Origin of the sequence: Mycobacterium farcinogenes, from assembly GCF_019739075.1 — a bacterium.
Taxonomy (GTDB): Bacteria; Actinomycetota; Actinomycetes; order Mycobacteriales; family Mycobacteriaceae; genus Mycobacterium; species Mycobacterium senegalense.
In genome coordinates this window covers 3,942,790-3,956,083 of sequence record NZ_CP081673.1, presented here as the reverse complement: position 1 = coordinate 3,956,083, position 13,294 = coordinate 3,942,790, and the positions used below count along the sequence as shown (strand labels likewise).

The 13,294-nt window shown below is 66.5% G+C and carries 11 protein-coding genes; 8 read left to right on the top strand and 3 right to left on the bottom strand.

Translation table 11 applies throughout. The annotated features are described in order from the left end of the window. Positions 1-95 precede the first annotated feature (95 nt). The 3 genes from K6L26_RS18750 (at position 96) to K6L26_RS18740 (ending at position 1,653) form a co-directional block, all read left to right on the top strand. Positions 96-419: a hypothetical protein gene (locus K6L26_RS18750; protein WP_221851135.1), complete on the top strand. Its 324-nt coding sequence runs from the start codon at positions 96-98 to the stop codon at positions 417-419. Positions 420-496: 77 nt separating this feature from the next. Next, positions 497-1,252, top strand: a complete 756-nt coding sequence (locus K6L26_RS18745; protein WP_221851133.1) for a YebC/PmpR family DNA-binding transcriptional regulator — start codon at positions 497-499, stop codon at positions 1,250-1,252. Continuing rightward, positions 1,252-1,653, top strand: coding sequence for a hypothetical protein (locus K6L26_RS18740; protein ID WP_019347936.1), 402 nt, complete (start codon positions 1,252-1,254; stop codon positions 1,651-1,653). The genes K6L26_RS18745 and K6L26_RS18740 overlap by 1 nt, the downstream gene beginning before the upstream one ends. Here K6L26_RS18740 and K6L26_RS18735 read toward each other — a convergent pair. After that, a complete protein-coding gene (locus tag K6L26_RS18735; protein ID WP_221851131.1) occupies positions 1,622-2,281 on the bottom strand; it encodes an NAD(P)H-binding protein in 660 nt (219 codons plus the stop codon). The two genes, K6L26_RS18740 and K6L26_RS18735, sit on opposite strands and share 32 nt — an antisense overlap. Positions 2,282-2,375: 94 nt before the next feature. Here K6L26_RS18735 and ruvC point away from each other — a divergent pair, with 94 nt between their 5' ends. The 5 genes from ruvC to K6L26_RS18710 all read left to right on the top strand — a co-directional run bounded on the left by ruvC (position 2,376) and on the right by K6L26_RS18710 (position 5,819). Continuing rightward, on the top strand, positions 2,376-2,933 hold the full coding sequence (gene ruvC / locus K6L26_RS18730; RefSeq protein ID WP_036387819.1) for a crossover junction endodeoxyribonuclease RuvC: 558 nt from the start codon (positions 2,376-2,378) through the stop codon (positions 2,931-2,933). Continuing rightward, a complete protein-coding gene (ruvA, locus tag K6L26_RS18725) occupies positions 2,930-3,517 on the top strand; it encodes a Holliday junction branch migration protein RuvA (RefSeq protein ID WP_036387818.1) in 588 nt (195 codons plus the stop codon). Before ruvC ends, ruvA begins: the two co-directional genes overlap by 4 nt. Before the next feature lie 2 nt (positions 3,518-3,519). After that, a complete protein-coding gene (ruvB, locus tag K6L26_RS18720) occupies positions 3,520-4,575 on the top strand; it encodes a Holliday junction branch migration DNA helicase RuvB (protein WP_221851129.1) in 1,056 nt (351 codons plus the stop codon). A gap of 5 nt (positions 4,576-4,580) precedes the next feature. Then, positions 4,581-4,964, top strand: coding sequence for a DUF1304 domain-containing protein (locus K6L26_RS18715; RefSeq protein ID WP_221851128.1), 384 nt, complete (start codon positions 4,581-4,583; stop codon positions 4,962-4,964). A 93-nt stretch (positions 4,965-5,057) separates the two neighbouring features. Beyond that, positions 5,058-5,819 carry a MerR family transcriptional regulator gene (locus K6L26_RS18710; RefSeq protein WP_221853425.1) on the top strand — a complete coding sequence of 254 codons (762 nt, stop codon included), beginning with the start codon at positions 5,058-5,060 and terminating at the stop codon, positions 5,817-5,819. Positions 5,820-5,918: 99 nt separating this feature from the next. Here the strand turns inward: K6L26_RS18710 and car (K6L26_RS18705) are convergent, their stop codons facing one another. Further along, positions 5,919-9,389, bottom strand: a complete 3,471-nt coding sequence (gene car / locus K6L26_RS18705; RefSeq protein ID WP_221851126.1) for a carboxylic acid reductase — start codon at positions 9,387-9,389, stop codon at positions 5,919-5,921. A gap of 170 nt (positions 9,390-9,559) precedes the next feature. Beyond that, positions 9,560-13,045, bottom strand: a complete 3,486-nt coding sequence (gene car / locus K6L26_RS18700) for a carboxylic acid reductase (protein ID WP_221851124.1) — start codon at positions 13,043-13,045, stop codon at positions 9,560-9,562. Positions 13,046-13,294 lie beyond the last annotated feature (249 nt).

Here is a 13,294-nt window from a genome sequence, read left to right as displayed (position 1 = left end):
CGGTCCGGTACCGACGTCGATCACGGTAGGGGTGACCAATACGGCGCTGCCGATTGGTGCCGGGTAAAACCGGCGGATCGGCGTACGCTCCGTGCATGTCCGTCTCGTCCCCAGCGTCGGTTCGGCGGCCAGGCGTCGTCGAGTCGGTGATGAGTTGGGCCGTATGGGCCCTGGTTGGCCTGATCGCCCTGTTGCTGGCGTTGGCGGCAATCTTCCCCGTGGGCTTCAGCGGGGCGGTTCCTGAACAGGCCGGTGAGGCCGCGACGGTGACGGGCTGGGCGATGCTGACCGTGGCGAGCGTCGTGCTCGCGCCCGTCGGCATGGCGATCGGACATTGGCGGCACTGGCACATCTGGTACTGGCCGGCCCTGTGCGGTGCCGCCGCGGTGACGACGATGGTCTTGCTGCAGGGACTGTAGGCGTCGTATCGAACGCGGGGAGACCGGCCACGTAAACTGGAGGGCCGGAGTTTTAACCGGAAAAGGGGCGTACCTGCATGAGCGGCCATTCCAAGTGGGCCACCACCAAGCACAAGAAGGCCGTCATCGACGCCAAGCGCGGCAAGATGTTCGCCAAGTTGATCAAGAACATCGAGGTCGCGGCACGTGTCGGCGGGGGAGACCCGGCCGGCAATCCGACCCTCTACGACGCCATCCAGAAGGCCAAGAAGAGCTCGGTGCCCAACGACAACATCGAGCGGGCCCGCAAGCGCGGCGGTGGTGAAGAGGCCGGCGGCGCCGACTGGCAGAACATCACCTACGAGGGTTACGGCCCCAACGGTGTGGCGGTGCTCATCGAGTGCCTGACCGACAACCGCAACCGCGCGGCCGGCGAGGTGCGCGTCGCGATGACCCGCAACGGCGGAAATATGGCCGATCCGGGCTCGGTGGCCTACCTCTTCTCCCGCAAGGGCGTGGTGACGCTGGAGAAGAACGGCCTGACCGAAGACGACGTGTTGATGGCCGTACTGGAGGCCGGCGCCGAGGAGGTCAACGACCTCGACGACTCGTTCGAGATCATCTGCGAGCCGACCGACCTGGTCGCGGTGCGCACCGCGCTGCAGGAAGCCGGCATCGACTACGACTCGGCCGAGGCGAGCTTCCAACCGTCGGTCACGGTGCCCGTCGATCTGGAAGGCGCCAGCAAGGTGCTCAAGCTCGTCGACGCGCTGGAGGACAGCGACGACGTGCAAGAGGTGTACACCAACATCGACATCCCTGACGATGTCGCCGCGCAGCTCGACGAGGAGTGATGGCGGGCGTCCTCGACCCTGAGGGCGTCAAGTGGACGGTGCGCCGGCGCTGGGTGCCGTGGCGTCCACGCCGAAAGATGCCAGACGAGTGGGGTTTTGGCGACGCGTCCTTCACCGACGGGGACGACATCATCAGCATCGTGCTGAACATCGCGCTTGTGGTGCTGTTGGTCCCGGCCCTGGTGTTGGCGCTGCTGGTGGCTGCCGAGTTCCTGCTGTTGCTGCTCCTGCTGCCGCTCTGGGTGCTGGCCCGTTCACTGTTCGGCACACCGTGGATCATCGTGATTCGCCGTGACCGCAAGATCGTCAGTGAGGAAGCCGTGCGTGGCTGGGGCGCGACCAGCGCCCGCATCGATCAGATCAAGTCGTTCATCGCGTCGGGTGCAGCGCTGCGTCGATAGGAGTCTGACCGGAGATCACCTCGAAGGTCCGCCCGGCGGTCTCAGGCTCGTGCAGGACGGCGAGCAGCACCTGCGCGACGTCGGCGCGCGGAATGGTGCCGCGGCCCGTCGATTCGGCGATGGTGACCTTTCCGGTGCCCGGTTCGTCGGTGAGCCCGCCCGGGCGCACGATCGTGGTGCGCAGTGCGGTGCGCGCCCGCACATCGGCGTCGGCCTCGGATTTGGCGTGCATGTAGGCCAGGAACACCTCGTCGTAGCCGGCGTCCAGCGACCGGTCGTCGGCGGCCATGGCCGAGACCATCACATACCGGCTGACTCCCGCGGCTTCTGCCGCATCGGCCAGGAGGATCGCGGCATCACGGTCCACGGTCTGCTTGCGGGCCGCGCCGCTGCCCGGCCCGGCGCCGGCCGCGAACACGACGGCGTCGGCCCCGCGCAGCGCATCGGCCACCTCATCCACCGACGCTCGCTCCAGGTCCACAACGACGGCCTCGGCCCCGGCGGCCCGCAGGTCGTCAGCCTGATCGGGGTTGCGGATGAGGCCGGCCACGTCGTCGCCGCGTGCGGATAACAACTGCTCGAGAATCAGGGCGATCTTGCCGTGCCCGCCGGCTATCACTACGCGCATAGCTTCGACCCTACGGATGTGAGCGTGTCCCTGCGGCGGGCCGGCGCCGGCTCACGCTAGGCTCTCGAACAGATGTTCTGACGAAGGGGTTCGTGTGCGGGTGATGGGAGTGGATCCCGGGTTGACACGCTGCGGCCTGTCGGTGGTCGAGAGCGGTCGCGGCCGGCAGGTCACCGCGCTGGATGTGGATGTGGTCCGCACCCCGGCCGACGCGCCGCTGCAGAAACGGCTGCTGGAGATCAGCGACGTGGCCGAGTACTGGATGGACACCCACCGTCCCGACGTGATCGCCATCGAACGGGTCTTCGCCCAGCAGAACGTGTCGACCGTGATGGGCACCGCCCAGGCCGGCGGGGTGATAGCACTGGCCGCGGCCCGCCGCGACATCGAGGTTCACTTTCACACGCCGTCAGAGGTCAAGGCGGCGGTCACCGGTAACGGCCGCGCCGACAAGGCGCAGGTCACCGAGATGATCACCAGAATTCTTGCGCTGCAAGCCAAGCCGACGCCGGCGGACGCCGCTGACGCGCTGGCCCTTGCCATCTGTCACTGCTGGCGCGCGCCGATGATCGCGCGGATGGCCGCCGCCGAAGCGCTGGCCGCCGAACAGCGCCGCAAGTACGCGGCGAAGCTCAAGGCGGCCCGGGCATGATCGCCTCGGTGCGCGGCGAGGTCATCGACATCGCCCTCGACCACGCGGTGATCGAGGCGGCCGGAGTCGGCTACAAGGTGATGGCCACCCCGTCGACTCTGGCCACGCTGCGCCGCGGCGCCGAATCCCGGCTGATCACCGCGATGATCGTGCGCGAGGATTCGATGACGCTGTACGGGTTTGCCGACGGGGAAGCCCGCGATCTGTTCCTCACGCTGTTGGGGGTGTCCGGGGTCGGTCCGAAGATCGCGTTGGCCACGCTGGCGGTCTACGACCCACAGGCCCTGCGGCAGGCTCTGGCCGATGGCGACGTGACGGCGCTGACCCGGGTACCCGGCATCGGCAAACGTGGTGCCGAGCGGATGGTGCTCGAACTGCGCGACAAGATCGGGGCGGTCACTGCCGGAGCAGGCGGCGGGTTCACGGGCCACGCGGTGCGCGCCCCGGTGGTGGAAGCCCTTGTCGGACTTGGCTTTGCCGCCAAGCAGGCCGAGGAGGCCACCGACAAGGTGCTGGCCAACGATCCCGAGGCCACCACGGCTTCCGCGCTTCGGGCGGCGCTGTCCATGTTGGGTAAGAAGTAATCATGGGCCGTTTCGACGATGTCGAGGACCCGGACGAGCGGGAGGTCTCACCGGCGCTGACGGTGGGGGAAGGCGATATCGACGCCAGCCTGCGCCCGCGCTCGCTGGGGGAATTCATCGGTCAGCCGCGGGTGCGCGAGCAGCTGCAACTGGTCATCGAGGGGGCCAAGAACCGCGGCGGCACACCGGATCACATCCTGCTGTCCGGTCCGCCCGGCCTCGGTAAGACGTCGCTGGCGATGATCATCGCGGCCGAGCTGGGCTCATCGCTGCGGCTAACCTCGGGTCCCGCGCTGGAGCGCGCCGGTGACCTGGCGGCCATGCTGTCCAACCTCGTCGAGCATGACGTGCTGTTCATCGACGAGATCCATCGCATCGCCCGGCCGGCCGAAGAGATGCTGTATCTGGCGATGGAGGACTTCCGCGTTGACGTCGTGGTCGGCAAAGGCCCTGGCGCCACGTCGATCCCGCTCGAAGTCGCGCCGTTCACCTTGGTGGGGGCGACCACTCGGTCCGGTGCACTGACCGGTCCGCTGCGGGACCGGTTCGGGTTCACCGCGCATATGGACTTCTACGAACCGGTCGAACTGGAACGGGTGTTGGCCCGGTCGGCCGGCATCCTCGGCATCGAATTGGGTCGTGAGGCCGGTACGGAGATCGCTCGACGTTCCCGGGGCACGCCACGCATCGCCAACCGGCTGTTGCGCCGGGTCCGGGACTATGCCGAGGTCCGCGCCGACGGAGTGATCACCCGCGATATCGCCAAGGCCGCGCTGGAGGTCTACGACGTGGATGAGCTCGGCCTGGACCGCCTGGACCGCGCCGTGCTCTCGGCGCTCACCCGCAGTTTCGGGGGTGGCCCGGTCGGGGTGTCGACCCTGGCCGTGGCGGTGGGCGAAGAAGCGACCACCGTCGAGGAGGTCTGCGAACCGTTCCTGGTTCGCGCCGGCATGGTGGCCCGTACGCCGCGGGGCCGGGTCGCGACGCCATTGGCATGGACGCATCTGGGCATGCAACCGCCGGTTACCGGACTGGGACAGCCAGGGCTGTTTGAATAGACCGTATGGTCATCGCCGGTCTGGTGTTCGCCGCGCTCGCCGCGGCCCTGCATGTCTACATCTTCGTGATGGAGTCGCTGACCTGGACGTCACCGCGCACCCGCGCCACCTTCGGCATCAGTGAGCAGGAGGCGCAGGCCACCAGGGAACTGGCATTCAACCAGGGCTTCTACAACCTGTTTCTGGCGATCGTCGCAGTCGCGGGCATCATCACAGTGATATTGGGACACACCGCGATCGGGGCCGCTCTCGTGTTCGCCGGCGTCGGATCGATGTTGGCCGCGGCGGTAGTGCTGCTCGCCAGCTCGCCGGACAAGGCGCGGGCAGCAGTCACCCAGGGCGTCTTTCCGTTGTGTGCGGTCGGGTTGCTCGCGGTCGGCTTGCTCTAGGCCGGCTCCAGACGCGACCCCGCCGGACCATGAGCACTTGACCCTCACGCGGCGTGAGGTGCCAGTCTGTTCGACATGACGCAGGAGTTGCCGGTGGACGAGCTCACCGTCGGTCAGGTGGCTGAGCGATTTGGCATCACGGTCCGGACTCTTCATCACTACGACGAGATCGGGTTGTTGACCCCGACCCGGCGAGGCGCCTCGGGATACCGGGTGTACACGTCGTCAGACCTGACGCGGTTGTCCCAGATCATCGTCTACCGCCGGCTCGAGTTCACTCTCGATGAGATCGCGATGCTGCTGGACGAGGGTGATGAGGTCAGTCACCTGGTCCGTCAGCGCGAACGCGTCATGTCCCGCCTCGACGAGACGAAGGACCTCCTCGAGGCCATCGATCAGGCATTGGAGAAGGCAATGACGAACACCCCCATGACCGATGACGATATGCGCGAACTGTTCGGCGAGGACTTCGACGACTATCAGGCGGAGGTCGAACAGAAGTGGGGCGAGACGGCGGAGTGGCAGGAGTCGCAGCGTCGAACGAAGGCTTACGGCAAGGAAGAGTGGATCCAGATCAAAGCCGAAGGAGAAGCCGTCGAGCAGGCCTTGTCCGACGCTTTCCGCAACGGACTTCCCGCCGACTCCGACGCGGCGATGGATGCAGCCGAGCGGCACCGGCTCCACGTGAACCGCTGGTTCTATGACTGCCCGAGCGAATTCCACCGCAAGTTGGGCGACCTGTACGTGAGCGATCCGGCATACGTCGCAAGGTACGACGAATCCTTCGAACTTCCGGGCTTGGCGGCATTCTGTCGCGACGCGATTCATGCGAACGCGGACCGAGCTGATCGCTGACGCGACAACAGCTTCCGCGCCCACCCTAGATACTGATTGGCCGCGGTCCTGGTGGGACCGCGGCCGCTCAGGGGGGATCTTCCTTTGTGGGGAAGTCTGTTACAGCAATCCGAGCAGTTTCAGATCGCTGATGTACTTGACGATGACCTCCCGGCTGACATGCGGGATGTCCTTGTCCGGGCCGATCTTCGCGTCCTGCACTGCGGTGCGGAACACGTCGGTCGGTGCCATCGCGCCGTTCACCGGCACGCCGGGCTGCTGGTAGTTGTGCAGCAGCGGCAGCAGTGAGGCCTGACGTTGCTTGTCGGGCAGTGCCCGCAGCGTGGTCTCGAAGCGGGACAACCACTCCTGGTAGTCCTCGACGCGCTGGATCGGGTGGCCGGCCTCGATGAGCCAGTCGACGAACTCGTCCATGCCGATGCCGTCGTCGTGCGGGTTCATCACGTGGTAGGTCTCGAAACCGTCCTGGACGTGGGCGCCCAGGGTGGAGATGGCCTCGGCGATGAACTCGACGGGCAGTCCGTCGTAGTGCGAGCGCTGCCGGTTGCCTTCGGCGTCGAGCTGGTTGAAGGACTTCGGTGCGACACCGGTGGCGACGAGGCTGAACATCATGCGGGTGAACATGTCCGGCAGGTTCAACTGCCCGGCATAGGTGGTGTCGGCCAGGATCATGTCGCACCGGAACACCGTCACCGGCAGCCCGGCCAGATCGTGAGCCTCGCGCAGCAGCACCTCTCCGGCCCACTTGCTGTTGCCGTAGCCGTTGGCATAGCTGTCGTCGACGCGTCGCGTCGCGCTGATCTCGCGAATGTCGGCATCCTCCACGAACTTTCCTGGCTCGATGCCCCCGCCCACGCCGATCGTCGACACGTACGCGAACGGCTTGATCCGCGTGGTGAGCGCGATGCGGATGAGCTCGGCAGTACCAAGCGCGTTGGGCCCGAACAGCTCGCTGTAGGGCAACACGTGGTTGACCAGTGCGGCCGGATCGACGATGAAATCGACGGTGTCGGCCAGACGCTGCCAGGTCGCCCGGTCGAGGCCGAGATCGGCCTCACCCTTGTCGCCGGCGATCACTTCGAGGTGGTCGGCGGCCAGCTCACGGTAGTGCGCCAGGAGTTTCGGATCGCCGCTGTCGAAGGTTTTGTCGAGCCGTGCCCGGGCTTCCTCGTCCGACTTCGCGCGTACCAGGCAGATGACCTTGCCGTCGACCAGATCCATCCGCTCCAGCCATTCCAGAGCCAGGTAGCGACCCAGGAATCCGGTTGCGCCGGTGAGCAGTACGGTGCGGATCTCGCTGACCGGGCCGGGCAGGTTCGGTGCGGCGGCCAACGTCGCGGCGTCGATGAACTTGTCCAGCGTCAGATCGGAGGCGTGGACTTCGGTCGCGTTGCGGCCGTGCACCGACGTGAAGGTCGGCCGCACGTTGGCACCCGAACGCTGAGCGTCGATGTACTCGGCGATGGTCCGCAGATCCGAGGCCGGGCTGACGATCGCCGACACCGGCACCTCGACGTCGAAGATCTCCTGCAGGAGGTTTCCGAAGGTCAAGGCGGACAGCGAATCTCCACCCAGATCGGTGAAATGGGCGTCGGGCGCGAGGTCGGATGCCGCGGCACCCAGCAGCGCACCTGCGGCCCGGCTCACCGTGTCGAGCACGGGGGCCTGAGCGCCGTTGCGCCGCAACTCGCTCAGTTCGTTGGCCTGGCCTTCGGCCAGCTCCGTGTACAGCTGCTCCAACCGCTCACCGTAATAGGCCTTCAGATTCGGCCGAGCCAGCTTGCGGATACCGGTCAGCAGTCCGTTCTCCAGGCTGAAGGGCGTTGTCTCGACGATGAAATCCCGTGGGATCTCGTAGGACTGCAGCCCCGCGGCGCGCGCGGCGTCCTGCAGCGAATCGCCGATCGCCTGCTTCGACACGGCCGGATCGGTCGGCACCACGACGGCCAGCAGATATGAGCGGGCGCTGTTGCCGTAGACGAAGATCTGCCGTACCAGCGGGCTGTCTCCGAAGACCGCCTCCAGCTTGGAGACGGTGACGAACTCGCCCTGCGAGAGCTTGAGCACGTTGTTGCGCCGGTCGAGGTACTCGACGTGATCGGGTCCGAGTTCGGCGACGATGTCGCCGGTGCGGTAGTACCCGTCTTCGTCGAACATCTCGGCGGTGATCTCGGGACGCTTGTAGTACCCGGGGAACATCTGCTCGGACTTGACCAGCAGCTCACCGCGCGGGTGGGGCCGGTCGGTACGGAAGTAGCCCAGATCCGGGACGTCGACCAGCTTGTAGTCGATCACCGGCGGGCGCTGGATGCGGCCGTCGACAAAGACCGAACCGGCCTCGGTGGAGCCGTAGCCCTCCAGCAGGTGCATGTCGAGCAGGCGCTCGACCCAGTTCTTCATCTCCGCCGAGATCGGCGCGGAGCCGGTCATCGCGGAGACGAACCGCCCGCCGAGCAGGTCCTCGCGGACCTCGGCGAGCACCTCGTCCTCACTGCCGCCGGAACGGTCCAACCGGCTCTGGTACTCCTGGAACAGCATGTCCCAGATGCGAGGCACGAAGCTCAGCTGCGTGGGCCGGACCAGTGCGAGGTCCTCCAGGAAGGTCGAAAGGTCGCTGCGCGCAGCGAAATACGCGGTGCCTCCGGAGCTCAGCGTGCCGATCAGGATGCCGCGGCCCATCACGTGGCTCATCGGCATGAAGTTGAGGGTGATCGCCGGCAGCGCCGCCTGGTTCTCGTCCCAGGTGGCCTTGGTGGCCAGCTGCCACATGTTGGCGACCTTGCTCTCCGGGTACATCGCGCCCTTGGGGGTGCCGGTGCTGCCGGAGGTGTAGATCAGCATGGTCAGTGGGTCGGGCTGTCCCGGGGTGTACAGCGGTGCGTCGGCCAGTGAGCGTCCGCGGTCGAGGACGTCGGCCAGCGGTTCGACGACGACGTCGGTGCCGGCCAGTGCGGCCTTGGCGGCTTCGAAAGCTTCACGCTGAGCGTCGACCTGCGGCCGGTAGTCGAACACCACCAGGCGGTGGGGTGCAGGGCCGGACTTCACCAATTCGAGTGCGTCGTCGAGGAAGTCGATGCTCGCCGCGATCACGGTGGGCTCTGTCTCGGCGACGATGGGACGCAGCGTGGTGACGGGCGCACTGGTCTGCAGCGGCACCGATACGGCACCGAGTTCGATGAGGGCGGTGTCGATGGTGGTGTAGTCGACGCTGGTGAACCCGAGGATGGCGACGCGGTCGCCGGGCTTCACCGGGTGGTTGTGCCAGGCGTTGGTGACGGCCTGAACGCGGTCGCCCAATTGCCGGTAGGTGATGGTGTCGAAGCGGGGCAGTAGCTGTGCCGACGTGCGTCCAGCGTCGTCGGTGACGTACTCCACGGCGCGCTGTCCGAGCGCGGGGCGGTCGGCATAGCCGGCGAACACCGCTTTGACGACAGCCGGCAACCGGAGGTCGGGCTGGGCGACGGCGGCGTTGACGGCATCGCTGGGGCGGGCGGCGGCGAACTGGGCGTCGGTGTCATACAGGTGCTCGATGCGGCTTTGGAGCCGATCTTCGCGAGTTTCGTTGGTCATATCGTTCCCCTGAGCAAATCAAAATCAATATCGTCGGCACGTTTGCCGTGCCTACTGATTACTACGTTAGTAAAACTAATTATATTTCGAGATGCCAGCGCTGATGGTGCGAGATGCGTCACGCCCGACGTCGCCCGCCCCACAGCGGTGTGGGGCGGGCGCGCGACGGACTAGAGCAGGCCGAGCTGCTGCAGGTCGGTGATGTACTTGACGATCACCGCCGGGCTGACATGGGGGATGTCCTTGTCGGGCCCGATCTTGGCTTCCTGCACTGCCGCACGGAAGTGGTCCGTGGGCGCCAGGGCGCCCAGCATCGGCCGCTCGGGCTTCTGGTAGTTGTGCAGCAGCGGCAACAGCGACGCCTGACGCTGCTTGTCCGGCAGGGCGCGCAGGGTGCTCTCGAAGCGCTGGACCCACTGCCCGTAATCCTCGATGCGCTCGATCGGGTAGCCGGCCTCGATGAGCCAGTCGACGAACTCGTCCATGCCGAGGCCGTCGTCGTACGGGTTCATCACGTGGTAGGTCTCGAAGCTCTCGACCGATTGCCCGCCCAGCGTCGAGATCGACTCGGCGATGAACTCGACGGGCAGACCGTCGTAATGCGAGCGCTGGCGGTTTCCGTCGGAATCCAGCTCGTAGAAGGATTTCGGCGCGATACCGCTGGCGACGAGGCTCAGCATCATGCGGGTGAACATGTCCGGCAGGTTCAGCTGACCGGAGTAGGTGGTGTCGGCCAGGATCATGTCGCAGCGGAACACCGCGACCGGCAGCCCGCACAGGTCATTGGCCTCGCGCAGCAGCACCTCACCGGCCCACTTGCTGTTGCCGTAGCCGTTGGCATATCCGTCGTTGATCTTGCGGACCGCGCTCATCTCGCGCACGTCGACGTTCTCGACGAACTTGCCCGGCTCGATCTGATCGCCCACGCCGATCGTCGACACATAGGTGTACGGCTTGATCTTGGTGGTCAGTGCGATCTTGATCAGCTCGGCGGTACCCAACGCGTTGGGGCCGAACAGCTCGCTGTAGGGCAGCACGTGGTTGACCAGCGCGGCCGGGTCGACGATCAGGTCGACCTCGTCGGCCAGCCGCTGCCACGTCTGCTGGTCCAGGCCGAGGTTCTCCTCGCCCTTGTCGCCCGCGATCACTTCGAGGTGGTCGGCGGCCAGACCCTGGTAGTGCGCAAGCAGTTTCGCATCACCACTGTCGAAGGTGGCGTCGAGCCGGGCGCGGGCCTCCGCGTCGGACTTGGCGCGCACCAGCGCGATCACCTTGCCGTCGACCAGGTCCATGCGCTCCAGCCATTCCAGGGCGAGGTAGCGGCCGAGGAAACCGGTGGCACCGGTGAGCAGCACGGTGCGCACCTCGGCGCCTGCTTTGGGCAGGTTCGGGGCGGCGGCCAGGGTGGCGGCGTCGAGGAACTTGTCCAGGGTCAGGTCGGCAGCACTCACCTCGGCGGTGTGCCTGCCGTGCACCGATGCGTACGTCGGACGTTGGGACCCGCTGCGCTGGGTCTCGATGTACTCGGCGATACCGGCCAGGTCGGTGGCCGGGCTGACGATCACGCCGACCGGGACATCCACATCGAAGATCTCGCGAAGGAGATTGCCGAAAGTCAACGCAGACAAAGAGTCTCCGCCCAGATCGGTGAAGTGGGCGTCAGGACCGAGGTCCGATGCCGCGGCGCCCAGGAGGGCGCCGGCAGCCCGGCTGACGGTCTCCACCACAGGGGCGTCGGCACTCGCCGAACGCAACTCGCGAAGTTCGGCGGCCTGCGTCTCGGCCAGCTCGGCATACAGCTGCTCGAGCCGCTCGCCGTAGTGCGCCTTCAACTTCGGCCACGCCAGCTTGCGGATGCCGGTCAACAGACCGTTCTCGAGGCTGAAAGGTGTTGTCTCCACGATGAAGTCGCGGGGGATCTCGTAGGACTGCAGGTCGGCCTCCCGGGCCACCTCTTGCAGGGACTCGGCGATCGCCTCTTTGGAAACGCTCGGATCCGTGGGTACCACGACCGCCAGCAGGTAGGGCTGAGCGCTGTTGCCGTAGACGTAGATCTGTTGAACCAGTGGGCTGTTGCCGAACACCGCTTCCAGCTTCGCCAACGTGACGAACTCGCCCTGGGCCAGCTTGAGCACATTGTTGCGGCGGTCGACATAGCGCAGCTGGTCCGGGCCGACCTCGGCGACCACGTCGCCGGTCCGGTAGAAGCCGTCCTCGTCGAACACCGACGCGGTGACCTCGGGACGCTTGTAGTAGCCCGGGAACAGGTTCTCGGTCTTGAGCAGCAGCTCGCCGCGCGGGTGCGGCTGGTCGGTGCTGAAGTACCCGAGATCCGGGACGTCGACCAGCTTGTAGTCGAGCACCGGAGGCCGCTGGACGACGCCGTCGAACAGGGCCATGCCGGCCTCGGTGGAGCCGTAGCCCTCGAGCAGGTGGATTCCGAGCATGTCTTGGGTCCAGGCCTTGAGTTCGGCGGAGATGGGTGCCGAGCCGGTCATCGCGGCGACGAACCGCCCGCCCAGCACCTGGTCCCGCACCTCGGCCAGAACCTCGGCTTCGACGGCGTCGCGGTCTGCGCCGGCCTCGGCCAGTCGGTGATCGACCCGGCTCTGGTACTCGCTGTGGATCATCTCCCACACGCGCGGAACGAAATTCAGCTCGGTGGGCCGGGTCAGGGCGAGGTCTTCCAAGAGGGTGGACAGGTCGCTGCGCGCGGCGAAGTAGCAGGTGCCACCGGCGGCGAGGGAGGCGTAGAGGATGCCGCGGCCCATCACGTGGCTCATCGGCATGAAGCTCAGATTGATCGCCGAGCTCACCGGTCCCAGCCACGCCTTGCTGTTGCGCCGCCAGAACTTGGCGACCGAGCTTTGCAGGTACATCGCGCCCTTCGGGGCGCCGGTGCTGCCGGAGGTGTAGATCAGCAAGGCGAGCGGATCGGTGCCGTCGGACTCGTGGACCGGGGGTGTGGGCAAGTCTTTGCCGCGGTTCAACAGCTCCGAGAGCGTTTCGACCTTCACGCCGGCCCCGGCCAGCTTCTCGGTGGCCGACGCCACGGCGTCACGATGGTCGTCGATCTCGGCGTGGTGGTCGAAGGCGACGAGCTGGGCCGGAGCGTGGGCGGTGAGCGCCAGCTCGACGGCATCTGCGAGGTGGTCGACACTCGCGGCGATCACTCGTGGCTCGGTTTCGGTCACGATCGGCGCCAGGGCCTCGGGCGAGGAGCTGGTCTGCAGGGGCACCGACACCGCGCCGATCTGGCTCAGTGCGGTGTCGATCACGGTGTAGTCGGCGCTGGTGAATCCCAGGATGGCCACACGGTCGCCGGCTGCGACGCCGGAGGTGTGCAAGGCGGCGGCAAGGGAGCGGACCCGATCCCAGAGCTCGCCGTAGCTGATGGTGTCGAAGCGGGGGAGAAGACGTGCGGTGGTCCGTCCCGTGGCCGGGTCGGCAACGTATTCGACGGCACGTTCCCCGAGGGCAGGACGGTCGCTGTAGCCCTGCAGGACGGTCTGGACGATTTCGGGCAGAAGGAGGCCGGGGACGTCGGCGGCGGCGGTGACGGTGTCGCTGGGAATCGCGGCGGCGAACTGTGGATCGTTGGCGGTCAGCTCGGCGATGCGGCTGGCCAGTTGCTCATCACGAGTATCAATCGACATCAAAAACCCTCTTTACAGATTGCGGAAATAATCACCGGCGCGACGTTGCGCTATCGGATTACTACGTTAGTGAAACTAAACTTATTTCCTAAAAACCAGCATCTCAGCTGTCAATGTGCTGTGAGTCTGGGCGTTCCCGCGTGCGGCCGGCCCGGTCCTGTTAGCCGCGTCACCGAATGGCCGGCCTTTCTCCGGGCGTGGTCCGGGGCAGGAGCGTTAGTCCCGCTCGGGTTCGGGGTATCTCCGGTG